This window comes from Streptomyces sp. NPDC059010, assembly GCF_042740355.1.
Taxonomy (GTDB): domain Bacteria; phylum Actinomycetota; class Actinomycetes; order Streptomycetales; family Streptomycetaceae; genus Streptomyces.
Map to the genome: position 1 here is coordinate 191,520 of NZ_JBHYJA010000005.1, position 20,091 is coordinate 211,610.

Here is a 20,091-nt window from a genome sequence, read left to right on the forward strand (position 1 = left end):
GTGTTGTGGTCTCTCTCCTCTGTTGTGGTTGGTTTTTGTTTCTGTCTTTTGTTGGTGGGGGGTGCCCCCCAACCCCCCCCACCCCCCCACCTACCGCCGCCCCCCTCGGGCCGTCAGTCGAGCTTCTTGAACCCGGGCTCCAGGTTGTCCAGCGCCCACGGGATGCCCAGCACGGACGGGCTGCGGAGCTGGCTGATGGTCGCGACGTCGGTCACGACGTACCGGCCGTCCTTCACCGAGGACATGTTCTTCACCAGGTCACTGGCCTCGAACGCCTTCTGCAGGGCTGGTGTGGTGAACGCGATGACGGCCAGATCGGCGTCCAGCTTGTCGAGCTGCTCGAAGGACAGCTCACCGGTCGGGCTGCCGTTGACCGTCTTGATGTTCTTCACCGACGGGGTCAGGCTCATCCCGACCTGGCTCATCAGCTTGGCGGCGAAGTCCTCCTCGGACGCGATGGTGAAGATCTTCGCCGGGGTGTTGCCGATGGACAGGCTGTAGGTCTTGCCGTCCAGTTTCGGGTGCTTGGTCTTCACCGCGGTGATGCTGTCCTCGGTCGCCTTGACGACCTGCTCGCCCTGCTCCTCCTTGCCTACGGCCTTGGCGACCACCTGCACATGCTCCTGCCAGGTCTGCTGCCCCCAGGCCGTCTCGTAGCCGATGGTCGGCGCCACCGCGGCGAGCTTCTTGTAGTCCTTGTCCAGGGTGAAGTCGGAGGTGGCGAGGATCAGATCGGGCTGGAGCGACGCCACCTTCTCGAAGTCGACGGCTGTCAGGGTGTCGAGAAGCTCGGTCTTCTTGGTGTCGATCCTGTCCTTCAGCCAGGGGTAGACGCCGTCCTTGCTGAGGGCGTCCTTGGAGATGGCGACCGGCGTGACATCCAGGGCGTACAGCGCGTCGATGTCGTCGGTGCCGCCGTTGCCGATCACCACGATCCGCTCGGGCGCCTTGGTGATCTTCGTGGTCCCGAACTTGTGCTTGACGGACACCGGGAAGGCGGACGAGGTGTCCGCCTTCGCGTCGCCGGAGGCATCGGAGGAGGTGTTCGAGTCGTCCTTGACGGAGCCGCAGGCCGCCAGCGCGGCGGCCAGAGTGGCGGTGAGAACGGTGCTGAGGAGCTTTCTCGACATGCGCGTCAGTAAAGCAAGGTAAGCCTTGCCTTAGCAATGCGTTTCGGACAACTTCTTTGCTTTTGGCGGCAGTTGGCGTTCTTTGATCACGGACGGGCGGTGAGGTAGCCCCCCATCGTGCGGAAGTAGTCGGTCGCCGCGTACTCCGTGCCGTCGTCGGTGCGCAGCCGCCGGATCACCAGCCCCGGCTGGCGGCCCGAGTGGGCCTCCGCGCCCGCCACGATGACGATGCCGTCGCCCTCGCGGATGAAGATCCGGCCCGGAGTGCCGCCGTAACGGCCCTCGGAGACGGCGGCCGAGACGATCCTGATCCGCTGCCCGTGATGGAACGTGTACGCGTTGGGGTACGGGTCCGACTGCGCCCGTACGAGGCGCTCCAGACGCTCCGCCGGCCAGCTCCAGTCGATGCGGCTGTCCTCCGGGGAGCGCTTGTGGAAGAAGCTCGCGCGGCTGCGGTCCTGCGGCTGCCAGTGGGCGGCGTCCTGGCCGGAGGCGATGAGGTCGAGCGACTCGCGCACGATGGGTGCGATGAGGTCGACCGTGCGGTGGAACAGGTCCGTCGCCGTGTCCTTCGGTCCGACCGCGACCGAGCGCTGCACCAGGATGTCGCCCGCGTCCAGCTCGGCGTTCATGCGGTGTGCGGTGACGCCGACGCGTGCCTCGCCGTTGATGAGCGCCCAGATGATGGGCGAGAAGCCGGCGTAGGACGGCAGCAGTGAGTCGTGGACGTTGAGCGTGCCGTGCGGGGGCAGGTCGAAGAGCTCCGGCGGCAGCCAGGTGCGCCAGTTGTTGGTGACCAGGATGTCGGGCCGGGCCTCGCGCAGGGCGGCGAGGAGTTCGGGGTCGTCCGGGCGGTTGCGCAGGAGTACGGGGACGTCGTTCTTCTCGGCCAGTTCGGCGACCGAGTCGTCCCAGATCTTTTCGTAGGCGTGGTCGCTCTTGGGGTGGGTGACCACGAGGACGACCTCGTGATCGGAGTCCAGCAAGGCCTGCAGTGTGCGGTGACCCCAGGTCTGGTAGCCGAACATGGCGACGCGCATGCGGTTCTCCCCTTCGGCGGGCTCCATTGCAAGGTAAGGCTAACCTTATCTAACATGTGGCTGCCTGAGGGAGGCGATGCCACGGTGAAGTCACCGCTCACGGGATCGGACACCACCTACGACGTCCTCGGAATCGGCTTCGGGCCGTCAAATCTCGCACTGGCCATAGCGATTGACGAACACAACGCGACCCTTCCGGCCGACCGTCGGATCAACGCCCTTTTCCTGGAGCGCCAGCCGCGTTTCGGCTGGCACCGGGGCATGCTCATCGACGACGCCACCATGCAGGTGTCGTTCCTCAAGGACCTGGTGACGCTGCGCGATCCGGCCAGCGACTTCAGCTTCCTGTGCTTCCTGCGCGAACGCGGCCGGCTGGTCGACTTCCTGAACCAGAAGACGCTCTTCCCGCTCCGCGTCGAGTTCCACGAGTACTTCGAGTGGGCCGCCGAGCGGGTGCGGCACCTCGTGGCGTACGACCACGAGGTGACCGCCATCGACCCCGTGCGCGACGACACGGGCACCGTCACGCACTTCGAGGTGGTCTGCCGCGACCCGGAGCGGCCCGACCGTCATGTCACGTACCGCGCCCGGGACATCAGCGTCGCGGTCGGCCTGGAACCCCATGTGCCGCCCGGCGTCGAACTCTCCGAACGGATCTGGCACAACAGCCAGTTACTTCCCCGGGTGACCGAACTAGCCACCACCGGGACCCCGGTGCGCCGCGCGGTCGTCCTCGGGGCCGGGCAGAGCGCCGCGGAGACCGTCGACTATCTGCACCGCTCCTTCCCGCAGGCCGAGGTCTGCGCGGTGTTCGCCAAGTACGGCTACACCCCGGCCGACGACAGCCCGTTCGCCAACCGCATCTTCGACCCGGAGGCGGTGGACGTGTACTTCGTGGCCCCCTCCGAGGTGAAACAGTCCCTCTTCGACTACCACCGCTCCACCAACTACTCCGTGGTCGACATGGAGTTGATCGAGGCCCTGTACGCCACCGCGTACCAGGAGAAGGTCACCGGCCGCGAACGGCTGCGCTTCCTCAACGTCTCCCGCATCCGCGACGTCGGACGGCGCCGTGACGGAGGGCTCGACGTCGCGGTGGAGTTCCTGCCGACCGGGGAGCAGCGGGTCCTTGAGGCCGACGTGCTCGTGCACGCCACCGGCTACCGGCCCCGCGACCTCACCGCCCTGCTCGGCGAGGCGTCGAAGGTCTGCCTCCGGGACGACGGGGACGCGATCCGGGTCAGCCGCGACCACCGCGTGGAGACCGCTCCCGACGTCGCCGCGGGAATCTACGTCCAGGGCGGCACCGAGCACACCCATGGACTCACCTCCACCCTGCTGTCGACCACCGCGATCCGCGCCGGGGAGATCCACCGCTCCCTGCTGGACCGCCGTACGGCGTCCGTCTGAGCCGGGGTCAGACCGCTTCCGCCGTGGGCACGGCGGGGGCGAAGACGGTCACCACGCGATCCGTGGACGTCACCGCCCCGCAGGTGTCCGCCACCCATTCCAGCGCGAACTCATGGCTCCCGGCGGACACATCGGCGATGGCGTCCGCGACGACGAACGGCTCCAGGTCCGCCACCCAGGCGTCGGCGGCCGTCATCAGCACACCGACCCGGGCGAACAACCCGACGACCACCACCTGATCACGCCTGAGCTCCCGTAACCGGCCGTCCAGCCGGGTCCGGGCGAACGCGCTGTACTTCCGCGCGGTGAGCACGGTGTCGCCGATGTGCGGCAGCACCTGCTCGGCGAACGCCTCGCCGTCCCGGTCGGTGGGCGGGCCGGAGGGGCGGCCGGTGGGGGCGGGGCCCCGCTCGCCGGCCGGCACCGAGTGGATGACCGGAACACCCACGGCATGGGCGGCGTCCACCAACCGGCCCGCGTTCGCGAGGAGTTCGGCGACCGGAGCGCCCTCGCGGCCCAGCTCCCGCAGGAAGCGCCGCTGCAGATTGAGTACCAGGAGCGCCGCCCGGCCCGGGTCGAGGGTCCACCCGGTCGGATCGTCGGGGAGCATTGCGGGGGTGGGCATGACGTACGGGAAGATCGAGCCAGGGGTCATCTCGGGTTGCCCTTCGGTGAGTTGGGGCTGCATCGATATGCGGCTCCATCGCGCCCCAATTTAGGTTAGCCTCACCTAAGTTCGATTGTCTTTCCGGTAAAACCGGTCAACTCCCGTCATCCCAAGGCACGGTCGAGGTTGAAGGCCGCACTGATCAGGGCGAGATGGGTGAACGCCTGCGGGAAGTTGCCCTGCTGCTCACCGGTGTGGCTGATCTCCTCGGCGTACAGGCCCAGATGGTTGGCGTACGTCAGCATCTTCTCGAAGGCGAGCCGTGCCTCGTCCACCCGGCCGGCCCGGACCATCGCCTCGACGTACCAGAACGAGCAGATCGAGAACGTGCCCTCGTCGCCGCGCAGCCCGTCGGGGCTCGCCCCCGGGTCGTAGCGGTAGACCAGCGAGTCGGACACCAGCTCCTGCGTCAGGGCGTCCAGGGTGGACAGCCACTTGGGGTCGGTCGGCGCGATGAACTTCGACAGCGGCATCATCAGTACGGCCGCGTCCAGCACGTCGCCGTCCTCGTGCTGGACGAACGCCTGACGCGTCTCGGACCAGCCGCGCTTCATGATCCGCCGGTAGATGGTGTCCCGGCAGGCCTGCCAGCGGGGCAGATCGGCGGGCAGTCCGCGCCGGTTGGCCATGCGGATCGCCCGCTCGATCGCCACCCAGCACATCAGCCGCGAGTACAGGAAGTTCTTGCGGCCGCCGCGGGTCTCCCAGATGCCCTCGTCGGGCTGGTCCCAGTGCTCGCACACCCAGTCCACCAGCGCGCACACGTCGTCCCACTGGTCGCTGGAAATGGGCTCCGCCCATTTGTCGTACAGGTAGATCGAGTCGATCAGCGCACCGTAGATGTCGAGCTGGAGCTGGTCGGAGGCGGCATTGCCGATCCGTACCGGGGCGGAACCGAGATGCCCCTCCAGATGGCCGAGTTCACGCTCCGGCAGATCGGCGCGGCCGTCGATGCCGTACATGATCTGAAGGGGGCCCGACGGCTTGCCGTCGCCCGGGGTGATGTGCCGGGTCACGAAGTTCATGAACGCCTCGGCCTCGCTGGTGAAGCCCAGCCGCAGCAGCGCGTACACACAGAAGGCGGCGTCGCGCACCCACACGTACCGGTAGTCCCAGTTGCGTTCGCCGCCGATCTGCTCGGGCAGGCTCGTCGTCGGCGCGGCCACGATGGCGCCGGTCGGCGCGTAGGTGAGCAGCTTCAGGGTGAGGGCCGAGCGGTGCACCATCTCCCGCCAGCGGCCCCGGTACTTGGAGGCGGACAGCCAGTGCCGCCAGTAGGCGACCGTGCTGTTGAACTGCGCCTCGGCCTCGCTGTGCGCACACCGGCGCGGGGTCACCTCGCCGCCGACCTGGTCCAGCGCGAACACCGCCGACTCGCCCTGGGCGAGCTTGAACTCGGCGTGCGCGTCCAGGTCGTCGACCTCCAGCGGCACGGTCGAGGTCAGCCCGAGCGACAGCTTCTCGGACTCGAACACCGCGACGTCGCCGACCATGCGTACGGTGTGCGGCTCGGCGCCGTAGTCGAAGCGCGGCGCCACGCGGGTGCGGAACGGGATGGATCCGCGGACGCACACCACGCGCCGGATCAGCCGGTGGCGTTCCGCCTCCACCGAGCCGCCGTCGACCGGCATGAAGTCCTGCACCTCGCCGACGCCGTCCTCGGTGAAGAAGCGGGTGATCAGGACGTTCGTGTCGGGGAAGTAGAACTGCTTGGTCTGTGCCGGCACCGCGGCCGCCAGCTCGAAGCAGCCGCCCCGCTCCGCGTCCAGGATCGCCGCGAAGACACTCGGCGCGTCGAAGGCCGGGCAGCAGTACCAGTCGATCGTGCCGTCCGTCCCGACCAGGGCCACACTGCGCAGATCGCCGATCAGCCCGTGCTCGGCGATCGGCAGATACCGCCCCGGCCGCCGCGAAGCCGCCGGTTCGTCCTGGTCGATCGGTGTCGTGCTCATCGGAGCCTCCCTGGGCCGACCATGCGCCTCGCTCCCAGCGTAGGAGAAATCGGGCGGGCGGGTGCCGGGATCGGGATCAGGGCGAGGGCGAGGGTGGGGGCGGGGGGCGAAGCGAGCCGGCGTCGGGGCCGGTCCGGGAACGAGAGGCTGGGGATGGGGGGTCGGTCCGCGAACGGGGGCCCGGGATCGGTGTCGGCGGTCAGACCGTGACGACCCGCAGGCCCGCCTCTTCGAAGCGCCGCACCGTCTCCGGGTCGGCCGCCGCGTCCGTGACCAGCGTGTCCACCGCGTCGGCCGCGCAGATCCGGGCGAACGCCCGCTGCCCCAGCTTGCTGGAGTCCGCGGCCACGATGACCCGCTCGGCCCGCTCGCACAGCAGCCGGTTGATCGCCGCCTCCGCCTCGTCGTGCGCGGCGGCGCCGTGCGTGAGGTCGAAGGCGACGACGCCGAGCACCGCCACATCGATGGTGATCTGGGCGAGCACCCCGTCCGCGAGCGGCCCGATGAGCTCGTACGACTGCGGGCGCGCGACCCCGCCCGTGACCACGATCTTGAACTGGGGGCGCACGGCCAGCTCGTTGGCGATGTTGAGCGCGTTGGTGACGATGGTCAGCGCGGGCGTGCCGGACGCCAGGTCGCTGCGCACGGCCAGGGCGCGCGCCACCTCGGTGGTCGTCGTCCCGCCGGTCAGCCCCACCGCCTCGCCGGGCGCGATCAGATCGGCGACCGCCTTGGCGACGCGCTGCTTCTCGGAGACGTGCCGGGCGGTCTTGTAGCGCAGCGGCAGTTCGTACGACACCCCGTGCACGACGGCGCCGCCGCGCGTGCGCACCAGCATCTGCTGCTCGGCGAGCTGGTCGAAGTCACGCCGGATCGTCGCGGCCGACACCGCCAGCTCGGCGGCCGCCTCCTCGACGTCCAGCCGGCCCCGCTCGACGAGCAGCTCCAGCAGCGCCTTCCAGCGGGCGTCGCGCGACATCCGCCCTCCATTCCTCGATCTCCGGCGACCTTAGCGCACCCCTCTCAGCTGCAATGCTTGATTATGCTCGAAAGTCGGCTATATCTTGCATGAACAATCACGAGGATCCATGGTGGGCCGGAAAGGTGGCGGCATGACGCATGTCGAGGACGAGCTCAACAGCCAGCCCGAGTGCTGGGCGCGCGCCGCGGCCGAGGCGACCGGCCTCGGCGGGGTGCTGCCGGCGCCGGGGGAGCGGGTCGCGGTTGTCGGCTGCGGCACGTCGTACTTCATGGCGCAGGCGTTCGCCGCGCTGCGCGAGGAATCGGGCGCGGGGGAGACGGACGCCTTCGCCGCGTCGGAGTTCCCGCACGGACGGACGTACGACCGGGTCCTCGCCCTCAGCCGCTCCGGGACCACCACCGAAGTCCTCGACCTGCTGGGGAGGCTGAAGGGCCGCACACGCACCACGGCGATCACCGCCGACCCGGACACGCCCGTCATGGCGGCCGCGGACGAGGTCGCCGTTCTGGACTACGTGGACGAACGGTCCGTCGTGCAGACCCGGTTCGCCACCACCGCCCTCACCCTGCTCCGCGCCCACCTCGGTCTGCACACCGACGCGGTCGTCGCCGACGCCCGCACCGCGCTCGCCGACGAGCTGCCCGAAGGGCTCGTGGCGTGCGGGCAGTTCACGTTCCTGGGACGCGGCTGGACCGTGGGCCTGGCCAACGAGGCCGGGCTGAAGATGCGCGAGGCGTCGCTGTCCTGGACCGAGGCCTACCCGGCCATGGAGTACCGGCACGGTCCGATCAGCATCACCACCAGCGGGACGGCGACCTGGATGTTCGGCGAGGCACCCGAAGGGCTCGCCGAACAGGTCCGCGCCACCGGCGGGCTGTGGATCGAGGGCCGCCTCGACCCCCTAGCCGAGCTGGTCCGCGCCCAGCGGCTCGCGGTCGCCGTCGCCGCGGCCCGCGGCCTCGACCCGGACCAGCCGCGCCACCTCACCCGCTCGGTGATCCTCGCCCCCTGACGCGTCCCGTCACACGTCGAGAAAGGACAGGCCGTGCCCCTCGCGACCACCGGCGAGCTCGTCACCCGTGCCGCCGCAGCCCGTTCCGCAGTCGCCGCTTTCAACGTCATCACCCTGGAGCATGTCGAGGCCGTCATCGCCGGCGCGGAGTCGGTGGGCGCGCCCGTCGTCCTCCAGGTCAGCGAGAACGCCGTCAAGTTCCGCTACGGGCGCCTGCTGCCGCTCGCCCGCGCGGCCGTCGCCGCCGCCGAACGCGCCGCCGTCCCCGTCGCGCTGCACCTCGACCACATCCAGAGCGACGACCTGCTGCGGCAGGCGCCGGCCGCCGGGTTCAGCTCGGTGATGTACGACGCGGCCCGGCTGCCGTACCTGGACAACCTCGCCGCGACGAAGGCGGCCGTCGACTGGGCGCACGCCCAAGGCCTGTGGATCGAGGCCGAGTTGGGGCGGCTCGGCGGCAAGAACGGCGAGCCGCCGCTCGACGCCCACGCGCCCGGCGCCCGCACCGACCCGGCCGAGGCGCACGCCTTCGTCGCCGACTCCGGCGTCGATGCCCTCGCCGTCGCCGTCGGCAGCTCGCACGCCATGACCACCCGCACCGCGACGCTCGACCACGACCTCCTCAAACGCCTCTCCGCCGCCCTGGACGTCCCCCTCGTCCTGCACGGCTCCTCCGGAGTCCCCGACGGCGAACTGACCGCGGCGGTCGCGGGCGGCATCGCCAAGGTCAACGTCGGCACGGCCCTCAACATCGCCATGACGGCCGCGATCCGGGACTTCCTCGCCGCCCATCCCGAGGCGGTCGACTCACGCAAGTACCTCAGCGTGGGGCGGGAGGCGATGGTGGACGCGGTGGCCCGCATCATCCGGGTGCTGAGCGCTCCCTGACCCGCCGCCCGGGCCTGCTGCTCGCCGTGGGCGCCGCGGCTATCGCTTCACGGCCCGCAGTACCACGAACTTCGGGTCGCTCGCGACGAGTTGGCTGTTGCCGAACAACCGCCGCAGCTTCAGGTGATAGCCGAGATGCCGGTTGCCGATCACCCACAGCTCACCGCCCGGCCTCAGCGCCCGCCGCGCCCCTGAGAACATCCGCCAGGCGGTCGCGTCGGTCGTCGCCTGATGCGAATGGAACGGCGGGTTGTTCAGCACGAGGTCGACACTCCCGGCCGGTACGCCCGCCATCCCGTCCCCGACCCGGAACTCGGCGTGCCCGGGAACGCCGTTCGCCCTGTACGTCGCCTCCGCCGAGGCCACCGCCTGGAACGACTCGTCCACGAACAGCACCTCGGCCTCCGGGTTCGCCAGCGCCACCGCCGTACCGACGACCCCGTTGCCGCACCCGAGATCGACCACCCGCCGGACACCCTTGCCGTCCGGCAGATGCCCCAGGAAGAACCGCGTGCCGATGTCGAGCCGGTCGGCGCAGAACACGCCCGCGTGATTGACGACCGTGCGCCCCGAGACCACCCCGACGCCGTCGGGGAGGGCGTAGCTGTACGGCCACGGGTTCGCGGGCCGCCGCAGCGAGGGATCGGGCGTGCAGAAGATCAGCCGGGCCTTCTTCTCGGCGAGCGAGGTGCGGGTCGGGCCGAGGATCCGCTCGAACAGCTGGAGCGTCGAGGTGTGGATCTCCTTCACCATGCCCGTGCCGACGATCACCGTGCCCTCGTGCACCGCGGGCGCCAGCCGATGCAGCTGGTCCTCCAGCAGCGCGAGGCTCTTGGGCACCCTGATCAGCAGGAGATCGACGCGGGCGGGCGGCGGATCCTGCGTGGTGAGCAGCCGTACGGCACCGGCCTCGACCCCAGCCCGGGCGAGGTTGGCCCGCGTCGCCTCCTGGGCGAGGTAGGAGTCCGTGATCTGCGTCGGCCGGTGCGCCGCCAGCGCCGTGGCCAGGGCGCCCCAGCGGTCGCCGACGACCACGACCGTGCCGGAGAGCGGGATCTCCTGCTCCGCCAGGTGCCTGAGGAGGTACTCGTCGGAGGCGTCCCAGGCGCGCAGCCTGTCGCGCGGGTCCTCGGGGAAACGGGTCGGCGCGAGCTCGCCCCAGGGCGTCGTCATACGGTCGTTCATCGTGCGTCAAGGCTAAGCGACCGCGGGGAGGTGCCCGCACCCGCCGCCGGCCGAGCCGCAGCTCACGGCCGGTGGGGGAGGATGGAGGGCATGGACGCCGAGCTGTTCCCGCGGGAGCGTACGGAGGTCGCGCCGGGCGCGGTACATCTGCCCGACTGGCTGGACGCCGAGGCCCAGCGCGAGCTGCTGGAGGCCTGCCGCGAGTGGGCCCGCCCACCGGCCGGCCTGCGCACCGTCCGCACCCCCGGCGGCGGCACGATGACCGCCCGGCAGGTCTGCCTCGGCTGGCACTGGCACCCGTACACCTACGCCCGCACGGTCGTCGACGGAGACGGCGCCCCGGTGAAACCGTTCCCCGACTGGCTGGGCGAGCTGGGCCGCCGCGCGGTGCGGGACACGCTGGGTGCGCCGCAGGCGACGTACGCGAAGGCCGCGTACGACATCGCGCTGATCAACTTCTATGACGCCGACGCCCGCATGGGCATGCACCGCGACAGCGACGAGAGATCGCAGGCGCCGGTCGTGTCCCTGAGCCTGGGCGACACCTGCGTCTTCCGCTTCGGGAACACCGAGACCCGGACCCGGCCGTACACGGACGTCGAACTGCGCAGCGGCGACCTGTTCGTGTTCGGCGGCCCCTCACGCCTCGCCTACCACGGTGTGCCCAAGGTGCAGCCGGGCACCGCGCCGCCGGAGTTGGGGCTGACCGGGCGGTTGAACGTCACGCTCAGGGTGAGCGGGCTGTAGGCCACGGCCACTGCGGATCATGGGAGACTCCCCCTCATGAGCGGCAACGCGGACCCCCGGCCGGCGGGGGAAGGGACCACCTCAAGGACGCGGCTGGACCGGGGGCGCGGTGCGCTCGGACCCGCGTTGGAGCTCGTGCACACCGGGCGCGCGCCCACGCGTGCCGTCCTGACCGCCGAGCTCGGCGTGACCCGGGCGACGGCCGGGGCGGTGGCCGCCGAGCTGGAGGCGCTCGGGCTGATCCGGGTCGACGCCCGGCCCGGCGCGGCGGCCGGATCGCAGGGCCGGCCCTCGCACCGGCTGTCGGTCGCCGAGGACGGGCCCGTCGTCCTTGCCGCACAGGTGCACGCCGACGGTTTCCGGGCGGCGCTGGTCGGCCTCGGCGGCCGTATCGTCGCCACCGCGCCGGGCTGCGAGACCGTGGACGCCGACCCGGCCAAGGTGCTCGGCTCGGTCGTCGAGGCGGGCGCCGACCTGCTGCGCACGACCGGACGGCGCTGCGTCGGCGCCGGACTCGCCGTACCGTCCGCGGTGGCCGAACCCGACGGCCTGGCCCTGAACCCGCTGCACCTGGCGTGGCCCGTGGGCGCCCCCGTGCGCCGTATCTTCACCGAGTGCGTGCGCGCCGCCGGGATCACCGGGCCGGCGTTCGCCGCCAACGACGTCAATCTCGCCGCGCTCGCCGAACACCGGCACGGCGCGGGACGCGGCGCCCGCGACCTGCTGTGCGTGGCCACCGGGCACCGGGGGGTCGGCGGTGCGCTCGTGCTCGACGGCCGCCTGCACACCGGCAGTTCGGGCCTGGCCCTGGAGGTCGGCCACCTCACCGTGAACCCCGAGGGCCGCCCCTGCCACTGCGGCAGCCGGGGCTGCCTCGACGTCGAGGCCGACCCGCTGGCCTTCCTCACGGCGGCGGGGCGGGAGCCCGGCCCCGAGGTCTCGTTGCTCCAGCAGGCCAAGGACCTGATCGGCAACCACTACGACGACCCGACGGTCCGTACGGCCACCGAGGCCCTCATCGACCGCCTCGGCCTGGGCCTGGCCGGCCTGGTCAACATCCTCAACCCCGACCGCATCATCCTCGGCGGCCTCCACCGCACCCTCCTCGACGCCGACCCCGAACGCCTCCGCGCCGTCGTCGCCGACCGCAGCCTGTGGGGGCAGAGCGGCGGCGTCCCGATCCTCGCCTGCACCCTCGACCACAACAGCCTGGTCGGCGCGGCCGAGTTGGCGTGGCAGCCGGTGCTGGACGATCCGCTGGGCGCGCTGGCCTAGGGACCGCCCGGCGGGGACAGGCCGAGCTCGCGGCGTACCGCCGACGAGTCCGTGTACACCCGCCACTCGCTGACCAGCGCCCCGGAGATGCGGGCGGTCCACAGTGCCGGACCGGCCAGTACCGGCTGTGAGCAGACGGAGTACCCCGGAGTGAGGGATCCTCGGCAGCCGAGCCGGCCGCGACCTCACCGCTCCTCGGCGATCTCCAGGATCCGCGTCCGGGGCGCCCCGGACAGCGCGGGCGCGTTCTCGGACGACGACCACACCCTCGTCCTCAGGAACCCCAGGAACCGCTCGGCGTCGGCGACGTCGTCGAAATCGAGGTCCACGATGACGTAGGAGGGGTCGTCGACGGGCTGCTGGACGCGGTAGTGGCGTACACCCGCGTCCGCGCGTGCCGGGGCGAAGCGGTCGAAGGCCGTCTTCCACCTGGCGAAGTCCGTGATCGGATGCTCGATGTGCAGGGTCGGCATGGTTCCTCCTCGGCCGTTCCCACCGCTCATCTCCATGCTCGGCCGCGCGCAGGGCGGGCGCACGCCCGGCGGTAGGCTCGGGACATGCGGATCTCGGTCTCCTCGGACATGGACAAACCCGTCGCCCGCCTCCTCGTCGCCGAGTTGCGCGACCGCGGGCACGATGTGGTGACCCACGGCGCGCTGAGCCCCGGCGACGACCCCCAGTGGGCCGCCTGCTCGGAGGCGGCGGCCCGTGAGGTCGCCACCGGCACCGCCGACCAGGCTGTTGTCTGCTGCTGGACCGGCACGGGCGCGTCCATCGCCGCGAACAAGGTGCCGGGCGTCCGGGCCGCCCTGTGCACCGACGCCTACACGGCGGGCGGTGCCCGCCGCTGGAACGACGCCAATGTGCTCGCCCTCAGCCTGCGCCTCACTTCCGAGCCCCTGCTCAAGGAGATCCTCGACGCCTGGTTCACCGGCGAGCCGAGCGGGGACGCCGAGGTCGGGGAGAACGTGGCGCGCGTGGGGCGGCTGGACGGCAGCGGGCGGTAGGGCTGTCGCGAACAACTCCTGGGCCGTGACGGGAACGGGTCCGGCCGTCAAGCCGTGTCCTAGGGCGGAGGCGCCACGGTGGCGTACTGCGCCACCCCGTCGCCGAAGGACCAGTCGATCGGCTCGTTCTCCAGCAGGTTCACGAAGACGTTGCGCGGCTCGGTGCCTGCGTAGGCGAGGGCGAGTTCGGCGATCCGCCGGTACAGGGCCTGCTTCTGGGCGGGGGTCCGCCCGGAGCGCATGGTGATCGTGACGTGGACGAGGCCGTCGTCCCGGTGGATTCCCAGGTAACCGTCGTCGTAGCGCAGCGTGCTCCGGGTGCCGTCGTGGCCGGTCAGTATCTGGAAGCGGTCGTTCGGCGGGATCCCGATCGCGTCCACCAGGGCGTCGTGCACGGCACGGCCGAGGGCGTCGAGCCGCTCGGGATCGGCTCCCATGGCGTCGATGCGGACGAAGGGCATGTGTGAGGTCTCCTTGTCGTCTTGTCGTCACATGCGGCGGAGCCTCGGGACCAGCTCTCCACCAGCGCGCCACCGCAGTTGGGGGCAGATGTCGTCGCGTTCCTCGTCAGCCCGGCAAGCGGTCCCGTCCCGGCTCGGACAGGTGCAGCACCTCGTACATGTCGCCGTCGGCCTTGGGCGTGTCGTTCTCCCAGAGGGAGAAGTGGATCAGCTCCCAACGGCTCGTGTCCACGGCGGACGCCGCGAGCACCGCGCCGTCCTCGCAGGCCAGCCGCCCGGACTCCCGCACGGCCTCCGCCGCCATATCGGTCAACGGAGCCCCGTCCGGCACGTGTTGATGCCGTAGTACCGCGACCCGCGCGGGGGAGCCGGCGGCGCCGCCCTCCTCGTACGCCAGCCCGGTCCACTGCCGGACCGGCGGCCGTCCGAAGTCGTCGGCGATGCCCTGGAAGGGGCCGCCCCAGAGGAAGGAGTTCATGCCGGTCACGGTGTTCCAGAGATAGAACGGCGCGTACTGGTTGACCGGCGAGCCGTGTACGCCGCGCTCACGCACGAGGTACGCCTTGAGGCCCAGCCCCTCCCAGTCGTCGAGCAGATGCCCCTTGCGGGCGACGCGCCGACGGATGATCTCCATGTCGTAGTCGGCGGGCAGGGTGAGCCGGTACTGCATCGCATGCATCGGAGCCGCCTTCCTAGTGGGGTTCCCGGCGCGGGGAGAGCAGTGAGAGCAGCCCGCGTACGCCCACGTCGAAGGCGTCGGGCGAACCGGACGCGCGGGCAAGGACATAGCCGCCCTGGACGGTCGCGACGATCGTCGCCGCGATCGCCTCGGCGTCGAGCCCGGGCCCGAACTGCCCCTGCTCCCTGCCCTCCTCGACGATCCCGGCGAGCCGCTCCCGCAACCAGTCCAGCGTCTCGTCGACCGGCGCCCGCAGCTCGTCGCTGGCGATCACGTCCGGGTCCATCGTCAGCCGCCCGACCGGACAGCCGCGCAGCACATCACGCTCGCGCCGCAGATACGCCTCGATGCGCTCGTACGGCGTGCCCGGCCCGTCGAGTACTCCCGCGGCGGTAGCCCGCATCTCCTCGGCGGTCCGCCGGATCGCGGCCAGCGCGAGATCCGGCTTCCCCTTGAAGTGGTGGTACATGCTGCCCTGCCCGGCACCGGCCCGCTCCAGGATGGCCTTGGGGCTGGTGCCCACGTAGCCGCGCTCCCACAGCAGCTCCCGGGTGGACTCGATCAGTCGGTCCGAGGTGCTCATGCGATCACTGTACATACTAGTAGTTACAGAAGTCGAGCCCACCCGAGCCGCTTCGGAGCAGTTGAGTCGGCCCTCCGTACTCCCCACGAGGTACGCACACTGCCGCTGGCCGTACGACGACCCGGACCCCCCTCCGGCGCGAGTCTCAAGGCATCACCGAAGAAACGCCCGAAGAACCGTCCGAACCGTCCGAACCGACCCGGGAGATGACCAGAGATGCAGACCCTCGCACACTTCGCCGACGGCGGCCCCGGCCCGTGGATCCTCTTCTTCCCACTGATCTGGGCGGCCGTGGTGATCGGCGGCATCACACTGCTGCGCCGCACGGTGTGGCGCGGACGCCGCGGCTCCTGGCGGCCGGCCCCCGACGACAACTCGCCCATCGCCGTACTCGGCCACCGCTTCGCCTCCGGCGAGATCGACGAGGACGAGTACTGGCGCCGGCTGTCCGTCCTGGACGAGCAGTTCGGCCGTACGGGCAAGGGCGGTGCGGCATGACGACCGCAACCGTCACGACCACCACGCCGACGGCCGCCCGGGTCGTGGACGCCGTGAAGGTGTACGGCAGTGGCGACACCAGCGTGCGGGCCCTGGACGGGGTGAGCGTCGACTTCCCGGTCGGCCGCTTCACCGCGATCATGGGGCCCTCGGGCTCGGGCAAGTCCACTCTGATGCACTGCGCGGCCGGTCTCGACACGCTCACCTCGGGCACCGCCCACATCGGCGACACCGAGCTGAGCAGCCTGGACGACCGCCGCCTGACCCTGCTGCGCCGGGACCGCGTCGGCTTCGTCTTCCAGGCCTTCAACCTGGTTCCGACGCTGACCGTCGCGGAGAACATCACGCTGCCGCTGGACCTCGCGGGCCGCAAGAGCGGCATCGGCGACGACGAATGGATCGACGCGCTGATCGACGTCGTCGGCCTGCGCGACCGGCTCCACCACCGCCCCTCCGAACTCTCCGGCGGCCAGCAGCAACGCGTCGCCGTGGCCCGCGCCTTCGCCGGACGGCCGGACGTCGTCTTCGCCGACGAGCCGACCGGCAACCTCGACTCCCGCTCCGGCGGCGAGGTCCTCGGGCTGCTCGGCCGCGCGGTGCGCCAGACCTCCCGCACGGTCGTCATGGTCACCCACGACCCGGTGGCCGCCGCCCACGCCGACGAGGTCGTGTTCCTCGCCGACGGACGCCTGGTCGACCGGATGGAATCCCCGACCGCCGACAAGGTCCTGGACCGCATGAAAGCCTTCGAGGTGCCGTCATGAACGCATCCGTCCGCCTGAGCGTGTCCTCCCTGCGCGCCCACAAGCGCCGCTTCGCCGGTACGTTCCTCGCGGTCTTCCTCGGCGTCGCCTTCCTCGCCGGGACCCTCGTCATGGGCGACACGCTCCGCGCCAGCTTCGACACCATGTTCGGCAACGCGACCAGCGGCACGGACGCCGTCGTCCGCAGCGCCGACGCCATCACCACGCCCGGCGAAAGCGCGGGCGTGCGCGCACCGGTCGCCTCGGACCTGGTCGGCACGATCGAGAGGGTCCCCGGCGTCGCGGCCGCGGCCCCCACCATCCAGGGCGCCGGCCAGCTCGTCGGCAAGAACGGCGACCCCATCGGCGGTCAGGGCCCGCCCACCCTCGCCGGCAACTGGATAGCCGACCCCGAGCTCAACGCCTACCAGCTCGCCGAGGGCCGCACGCCCCGGAAGTCGGGCGAGGTGGTCATCGACCGCGGCACAGCCGAGCGCGGCGACCTGAAGATCGGCGACACGACGACCCTGCGCACGCCGGATCCCGTCAAGGTGACCGTCGTAGGCCTCGCGACCTTCGGCGGCGAGGACGGCATGGCCCAGGTGACATACACGGGCATGACCCGCGCCGACGCGGAGAAGTACCTGACGGCCAGGCCCGGCGAGGCCACGAGCATCCAGGTGCGGGCCGGACCGGGGGTGAGCCAGCAGGAACTGGTCGATCGGCTGACTCCCGCCCTCCCCAAGGGAGTTGAGGCCATCACCGGCCAGGAGTCGGCCGAGGAGAACACCGATATGATCTCCAGCCAGTTCCTGACCGTCTTCACCACCTTCCTCCTGGTGTTCTCCGGCGTCGCCCTGCTCGTCGCGACCTTCTCCATCCACAACACCTTCGCGATCGTCGTGGCCCAGCGCACTCGCGAGAACGCCCTGTTGCGCGCCCTCGGCGCCTCACGCCGCCAGGTGACCGCGTCGACCCTCGCAGAGGCGACCGCCGTGGCCGTCACCGCGTCGGCAGCGGGCCTCGCGGGCGGGATCGGCATCGCGGCCGGGCTCCAGGCCCTGTTCCCGGCGATCGGATTCCCCTTCCCCGAGGGCGACCTGGTGATCGGCGCACTCTCCATGAGCCTGCCCCTCGCGGTCGGCATCGTGGTCTGCCTCGGCTCCGCGGTCCTGCCCGCCGTGCGCGCCGGCCGCACCGCACCGCTGGCGGCGCTGCGCGAGACGGCGGTCGACACCTCCGGCGCCTCCCGCACCCGCGCGGTCACCGGCCTGGGCATGATCGCCCTCGCCATCGGCGTCACCCTCACCGGCGTCCTGCTCTCCCCGTCCCTCTGGCTGGCGGGTACCGGCGCGGTCCTCGCCCTGGTCGCCTTCGTGGTCCTGGGCCCGGTCGCCTCCTCCACGGCCGTACGCGTCCTCGGCAGCCCCCTCGACCGCCTGCGCGGCGTCACCGGCGGACTCGCCCGGCGCAACGCGCTGCGCAGCCCGAAGCGGACGGCGGCGACGGCCGGCGCCCTGATGATCGGCGTGGCCGTCGTGTCCCTGTTCACGGTGTTCGGCGCGTCGCTGAAGGCGACGATGGACCAGACCGTGTCCCGTTCCTTCGCGGGCGACGTGGCCGTCAGCACCCCGGGTTTCGGCGCGGGCGGCAGCGGCCTGAGCCCCCGCCTCGCCGACGCGGTCCAGCGTCTGCCCGAGGTGGACACGGCCGTAGGACTCGGCCGGGGCGTCGCCGACGTCGACGGCGAGGGCAGGGCGCTGACGGTCACCGACCCGCTCGCCCTGGAGCGCACCTTCGACCTCGGCCGGGTCCAGGGCTCCCTGAGCGACCTGGGCACCGACGGCATCGCCATCACCGAGAAGGAGGCCGACAAGCAGCACCTGACGACCGGCGACACGGCCCGCCTCACCTTCACGGACGGCCGTACGCAGACGTTCACGGTCCGCGCGCTCTACGGCCAGTCCGAACTGGCCGGTGACTACGTCATCACCCGCGACGCCTGGGCCCCGCACCGCACACAGGACGCCGACACCCTGCTCGCCGTGTCGTTCAAGGACGGCGTGGGCACGGACGCCGGCAAGGCGGCCGTGGAGAAGGTGGCACAGCAGTACGGCAACCCGGACGTGCAGACCCGGGACGAGTACGCGCAGTCGTCGGCGGCCGGCATCGACATGATGCTCACCCTGGTCTACGCCCTGCTGGCCCTCGCCGTACTCATCGCGCTCCTCGGCATCGCCAACACCCTCACCCTGGCCATCCACGAACGCACCCGCGAGCTGGGCCTGTTGCGGGCGGTGGGCCAGACCCGCTCCCAGCTGCGCGCGATGGTCCGCTGGGAATCGGTCTTGGTGGCCGCCTTCGGCACGGTGGGCGGCCTCGGTCTCGGCGCCTTCCTCGGCTGGGTCCTGGTCGAGGCCTCCGACGGAGCGAGCGACAGCGCGTTCGCCTTCGCGATGCCACCCCTGCAACTGGCGGTCGTGGCGCTGGTGGGCATAGCGGCCGGAGCCCTCGCGGGCCTACGCCCGGCACGCCGAGCGGCACGCCTGGACGTACTGAGGGCCATCGCCACGGAGTAGGCGACCGGGCCCGGCGGACCACTCAGCACAACACCGACCCACGACCCCCCTCACCGCCCGGTCAGCCCAAAACGGCCGACCGGGCGGGAGCATGTTCCGGCCGACGCAGATCGACCCGCTGCGTGACCTCGGCGAACTGCGGCGCGGCCGCCTTCTCCACGGCCTTGTCCACGGCTGTTTCCATGGCCTTCTCCACGCCCACCGCCACCCCCGCCCGCTGCGGCGGCTGCGGCCCCCGCAGCCCCGCACGCCGGGCCACCGCCGGCGCATGCGTGGGCAGCGTGAACCACACGACCTTGCCCGACTCGCCGTCCGGTCGTACGCCCCAGCTCTCGCTCACGGCGGCCACCATCGCCAGCCCGCGCCCACATGTGGCGAGGGTGTCGGCGGCGTCGGCGGTCTCGGCGTCGTCGGAGTCCGCCACTGTCGGAAGCCGTGGGTCGTGGTCGCGCACCGAGACCATGAGCCGGTCGAGCAGGAGCTCGATCTCGACGGTGCACATCTTGTCCGGCTGTGCGTGCTGGTGGACGTTGGTCAAAAGCTCGGTCACGCCGAGCGCGGCGCGGTCGATCAACGGATCCAGATGCCAGTAGCGCAATTGTGCAGAGACGATTCTGCGGACCTGTCCGATCCGCGACGGCAGGGCTTGGAGCTCCACCGTGCAGTGCCTGCTTGGATAACTGATCACGGCTGCGACTCCCCGACTGAAGAGGTCCGGAAGAACACGGAGTAGGGATCCGGCGAAGTACGGATCCAGCAGGGTGCTTGAGGAAAACGGCCGCCTGCTGTCGTGGCCGGCGGGCTGGTTCGCAGCGTTATCGCCGGTAAACCCAGAGTGACGTGAGACCAGCGTGACGCAGGGGGTGCGGTACCGCAACTCGCGGTGACTCAGCCCTTACGTCCCGCGGCCTTCCGCACGGCCTCGATGAACCGGCGCGCCGCGGGAGGGCCCGGTTCTCCCGGAGCGGGGTCGTGATCGCCCAGGGTCAGCGAGTAGCGCTTGCCGTTGAGGTCGGCCAGCGCCTTGTCGTCCTGGGCGAACCAGGGCTTCGACGCCCGCACCGCCTGCACCGGCGCGCTGTCTATCTCGCTGCCGTAGCTGGTGAGCAACTGCAGCCTGCCGTCGCTGATCCGCACCTGCCCGGCCCGGGTCAGCGAACGCAGCCGCTTCCCGATCCGCACGCCCGTGGCCGTGAACTCCGGCTCCGCCATGCCCCGCCCCCTTGTGCGCGTCGGTGTGCCGGCTGGTGATG

The 20,091-nt window shown here is 71.3% G+C and carries 21 protein-coding genes; 9 read left to right on the top strand and 12 right to left on the bottom strand.

Going from position 1 to position 20,091, the window contains the following annotated elements:
* Positions 1 to 113: 113 nt before the first annotated feature.
* The gene (locus tag ACFWYS_RS07110) at positions 114 to 1,130 is read right to left on the bottom strand and encodes an iron-siderophore ABC transporter substrate-binding protein (protein ID WP_384764517.1); all 1,017 of its coding nucleotides are present in this window, start codon (positions 1,128 to 1,130) and stop codon (positions 114 to 116) included.
* Positions 1,131 to 1,216: 86 nt separating this feature from the next.
* Positions 1,217 to 2,170: a methionyl-tRNA formyltransferase gene (locus ACFWYS_RS07115; RefSeq protein ID WP_384764519.1), complete on the bottom strand. Its 954-nt coding sequence runs from the start codon at positions 2,168 to 2,170 to the stop codon at positions 1,217 to 1,219.
* An 84-nt stretch (positions 2,171 to 2,254) separates the two neighbouring features.
* On the opposite strand from ACFWYS_RS07115, the gene ACFWYS_RS07120 reads away from it, so the two are divergent.
* Complete coding sequence (locus ACFWYS_RS07120) at positions 2,255 to 3,580, top strand: lysine N(6)-hydroxylase/L-ornithine N(5)-oxygenase family protein (RefSeq protein ID WP_384764521.1); 1,326 nt, start codon at positions 2,255 to 2,257, stop codon at positions 3,578 to 3,580.
* 7 nt (positions 3,581 to 3,587) lie between these two features.
* Here ACFWYS_RS07120 and ACFWYS_RS07125 read toward each other — a convergent pair whose 3' ends face one another.
* The 3 genes from ACFWYS_RS07125 to ACFWYS_RS07135 all read right to left on the bottom strand — a co-directional run bounded on the left by ACFWYS_RS07125 (position 3,588) and on the right by ACFWYS_RS07135 (position 7,178).
* Positions 3,588 to 4,268, bottom strand: a complete 681-nt coding sequence (locus ACFWYS_RS07125) for an isochorismatase family protein (RefSeq protein ID WP_384764523.1) — start codon at positions 4,266 to 4,268, stop codon at positions 3,588 to 3,590.
* 83 nt (positions 4,269 to 4,351) lie between these two features.
* Positions 4,352 to 6,199: a glycoside hydrolase family 15 protein gene (locus tag ACFWYS_RS07130; RefSeq protein WP_384764525.1), complete on the bottom strand. Its 1,848-nt coding sequence runs from the start codon at positions 6,197 to 6,199 to the stop codon at positions 4,352 to 4,354.
* Positions 6,200 to 6,398: 199 nt separating this feature from the next.
* Positions 6,399 to 7,178 (bottom strand): DeoR/GlpR family DNA-binding transcription regulator, encoded by a 780-nt coding sequence (locus ACFWYS_RS07135; RefSeq protein ID WP_384764527.1) that lies wholly within the window; start codon positions 7,176 to 7,178, stop codon positions 6,399 to 6,401.
* A gap of 133 nt (positions 7,179 to 7,311) precedes the next feature.
* Here ACFWYS_RS07135 and ACFWYS_RS07140 point away from each other — a divergent pair, with 133 nt between their 5' ends.
* Complete coding sequence (locus ACFWYS_RS07140; protein ID WP_384764529.1) at positions 7,312 to 8,193, top strand: SIS domain-containing protein; 882 nt, start codon at positions 7,312 to 7,314, stop codon at positions 8,191 to 8,193.
* 33 nt (positions 8,194 to 8,226) lie between these two features.
* A complete protein-coding gene (locus ACFWYS_RS07145; RefSeq protein WP_384764531.1) occupies positions 8,227 to 9,081 on the top strand; it encodes a ketose-bisphosphate aldolase in 855 nt (284 codons plus the stop codon).
* A gap of 39 nt (positions 9,082 to 9,120) precedes the next feature.
* Here the strand turns inward: ACFWYS_RS07145 and ACFWYS_RS07150 are convergent, their stop codons facing one another.
* Positions 9,121 to 10,254, bottom strand: coding sequence for a methyltransferase (locus ACFWYS_RS07150; protein WP_384764685.1), 1,134 nt, complete (start codon positions 10,252 to 10,254; stop codon positions 9,121 to 9,123).
* Positions 10,255 to 10,356: 102 nt separating this feature from the next.
* On the opposite strand from ACFWYS_RS07150, the gene ACFWYS_RS07155 reads away from it, so the two are divergent.
* Positions 10,357 to 11,013, top strand: coding sequence for an alpha-ketoglutarate-dependent dioxygenase AlkB family protein (locus tag ACFWYS_RS07155; protein WP_384764532.1), 657 nt, complete (start codon positions 10,357 to 10,359; stop codon positions 11,011 to 11,013).
* Between the two features lie 36 nt (positions 11,014 to 11,049).
* Complete coding sequence (locus tag ACFWYS_RS07160; RefSeq protein ID WP_384764534.1) at positions 11,050 to 12,288, top strand: ROK family protein; 1,239 nt, start codon at positions 11,050 to 11,052, stop codon at positions 12,286 to 12,288.
* 185 nt (positions 12,289 to 12,473) lie between these two features.
* Here ACFWYS_RS07160 and ACFWYS_RS07165 read toward each other — a convergent pair whose 3' ends face one another.
* Positions 12,474 to 12,761: a hypothetical protein gene (locus tag ACFWYS_RS07165; protein WP_384764535.1), complete on the bottom strand. Its 288-nt coding sequence runs from the start codon at positions 12,759 to 12,761 to the stop codon at positions 12,474 to 12,476.
* Between the two features lie 84 nt (positions 12,762 to 12,845).
* Here ACFWYS_RS07165 and ACFWYS_RS07170 point away from each other — a divergent pair, with 84 nt between their 5' ends.
* Entirely contained in the window at positions 12,846 to 13,295 is a 450-nt protein-coding gene (locus ACFWYS_RS07170) for an RpiB/LacA/LacB family sugar-phosphate isomerase (protein ID WP_384764537.1), read from the top strand.
* Positions 13,296 to 13,354: 59 nt separating this feature from the next.
* Here ACFWYS_RS07170 and ACFWYS_RS07175 read toward each other — a convergent pair whose 3' ends face one another.
* From ACFWYS_RS07175 to ACFWYS_RS07185, 3 genes are all read right to left on the bottom strand, one after another.
* Positions 13,355 to 13,756, bottom strand: coding sequence for a tautomerase family protein (locus ACFWYS_RS07175; protein ID WP_384764539.1), 402 nt, complete (start codon positions 13,754 to 13,756; stop codon positions 13,355 to 13,357).
* A 106-nt stretch (positions 13,757 to 13,862) separates the two neighbouring features.
* A complete protein-coding gene (locus tag ACFWYS_RS07180) occupies positions 13,863 to 14,435 on the bottom strand; it encodes a DUF4865 family protein (protein ID WP_384764542.1) in 573 nt (190 codons plus the stop codon).
* A gap of 13 nt (positions 14,436 to 14,448) precedes the next feature.
* Positions 14,449 to 15,018, bottom strand: coding sequence for a TetR/AcrR family transcriptional regulator (locus ACFWYS_RS07185; RefSeq protein WP_384764544.1), 570 nt, complete (start codon positions 15,016 to 15,018; stop codon positions 14,449 to 14,451).
* Between the two features lie 216 nt (positions 15,019 to 15,234).
* On the opposite strand from ACFWYS_RS07185, the gene ACFWYS_RS07190 reads away from it, so the two are divergent.
* The 3 genes from ACFWYS_RS07190 to ACFWYS_RS07200 are packed head-to-tail and all read left to right on the top strand — an operon-like array spanning position 15,235 to position 18,838.
* Positions 15,235 to 15,516: an SHOCT domain-containing protein gene (locus ACFWYS_RS07190; RefSeq protein WP_384764546.1), complete on the top strand. Its 282-nt coding sequence runs from the start codon at positions 15,235 to 15,237 to the stop codon at positions 15,514 to 15,516.
* The gene (locus ACFWYS_RS07195; protein WP_384764547.1) at positions 15,513 to 16,280 is read left to right on the top strand and encodes an ABC transporter ATP-binding protein; all 768 of its coding nucleotides are present in this window, start codon (positions 15,513 to 15,515) and stop codon (positions 16,278 to 16,280) included. Before ACFWYS_RS07190 ends, ACFWYS_RS07195 begins: the two co-directional genes overlap by 4 nt.
* Positions 16,277 to 18,838: an ABC transporter permease gene (locus tag ACFWYS_RS07200; protein WP_384764549.1), complete on the top strand. Its 2,562-nt coding sequence runs from the start codon at positions 16,277 to 16,279 to the stop codon at positions 18,836 to 18,838. The genes ACFWYS_RS07195 and ACFWYS_RS07200 overlap by 4 nt, the downstream gene beginning before the upstream one ends.
* Before the next feature lie 61 nt (positions 18,839 to 18,899).
* Here ACFWYS_RS07200 and ACFWYS_RS07205 read toward each other — a convergent pair whose 3' ends face one another.
* On the bottom strand, positions 18,900 to 19,526 hold the full coding sequence (locus ACFWYS_RS07205) for an ATP-binding protein (RefSeq protein ID WP_384764550.1): 627 nt from the start codon (positions 19,524 to 19,526) through the stop codon (positions 18,900 to 18,902).
* A 200-nt stretch (positions 19,527 to 19,726) separates the two neighbouring features.
* Positions 19,727 to 20,050, bottom strand: coding sequence for a hypothetical protein (locus tag ACFWYS_RS07210; RefSeq protein ID WP_384764552.1), 324 nt, complete (start codon positions 20,048 to 20,050; stop codon positions 19,727 to 19,729).
* Positions 20,051 to 20,091 lie beyond the last annotated feature (41 nt).

What these genes read in the sequence shown, in the direction of transcription:
- ACFWYS_RS07115 (WP_384764519.1), bottom strand. Translation starts at nt 2,170, where the DNA reads ATGCGCGTCGCCATGTTCGGCTACCAGACCTGGGGTCACCGCACACTG.
- ACFWYS_RS07160 (WP_384764534.1), top strand. Translation starts at nt 11,050, where the DNA reads ATGAGCGGCAACGCGGACCCCCGGCCGGCGGGGGAAGGGACCACCTCA.
- ACFWYS_RS07175 (WP_384764539.1), bottom strand. Translation starts at nt 13,756, where the DNA reads ATGCCCTTCGTCCGCATCGACGCCATGGGAGCCGATCCCGAGCGGCTC.
- ACFWYS_RS07210 (WP_384764552.1), bottom strand. Translation starts at nt 20,050, where the DNA reads ATGGCGGAGCCGGAGTTCACGGCCACGGGCGTGCGGATCGGGAAGCGG.
- ACFWYS_RS07170 (WP_384764537.1), top strand. Translation starts at nt 12,846, where the DNA reads ATGCGGATCTCGGTCTCCTCGGACATGGACAAACCCGTCGCCCGCCTC.
- ACFWYS_RS07125 (WP_384764523.1), bottom strand. Translation starts at nt 4,268, where the DNA reads ATGCAGCCCCAACTCACCGAAGGGCAACCCGAGATGACCCCTGGCTCG.
- ACFWYS_RS07195 (WP_384764547.1), top strand. Translation starts at nt 15,513, where the DNA reads ATGACGACCGCAACCGTCACGACCACCACGCCGACGGCCGCCCGGGTC.
- ACFWYS_RS07140 (WP_384764529.1), top strand. Translation starts at nt 7,312, where the DNA reads ATGACGCATGTCGAGGACGAGCTCAACAGCCAGCCCGAGTGCTGGGCG.
- ACFWYS_RS07135 (WP_384764527.1), bottom strand. Translation starts at nt 7,178, where the DNA reads ATGTCGCGCGACGCCCGCTGGAAGGCGCTGCTGGAGCTGCTCGTCGAG.
- ACFWYS_RS07110 (WP_384764517.1), bottom strand. Translation starts at nt 1,130, where the DNA reads ATGTCGAGAAAGCTCCTCAGCACCGTTCTCACCGCCACTCTGGCCGCC.
- ACFWYS_RS07165 (WP_384764535.1), bottom strand. Translation starts at nt 12,761, where the DNA reads ATGCCGACCCTGCACATCGAGCATCCGATCACGGACTTCGCCAGGTGG.
- ACFWYS_RS07150 (WP_384764685.1), bottom strand. Translation starts at nt 10,254, where the DNA reads ATGACGACGCCCTGGGGCGAGCTCGCGCCGACCCGTTTCCCCGAGGAC.
- ACFWYS_RS07185 (WP_384764544.1), bottom strand. Translation starts at nt 15,018, where the DNA reads ATGAGCACCTCGGACCGACTGATCGAGTCCACCCGGGAGCTGCTGTGG.
- ACFWYS_RS07180 (WP_384764542.1), bottom strand. Translation starts at nt 14,435, where the DNA reads ATGCATGCGATGCAGTACCGGCTCACCCTGCCCGCCGACTACGACATG.
- ACFWYS_RS07190 (WP_384764546.1), top strand. Translation starts at nt 15,235, where the DNA reads ATGCAGACCCTCGCACACTTCGCCGACGGCGGCCCCGGCCCGTGGATC.
- ACFWYS_RS07200 (WP_384764549.1), top strand. Translation starts at nt 16,277, where the DNA reads ATGAACGCATCCGTCCGCCTGAGCGTGTCCTCCCTGCGCGCCCACAAG.
- ACFWYS_RS07155 (WP_384764532.1), top strand. Translation starts at nt 10,357, where the DNA reads ATGGACGCCGAGCTGTTCCCGCGGGAGCGTACGGAGGTCGCGCCGGGC.
- ACFWYS_RS07130 (WP_384764525.1), bottom strand. Translation starts at nt 6,199, where the DNA reads ATGAGCACGACACCGATCGACCAGGACGAACCGGCGGCTTCGCGGCGG.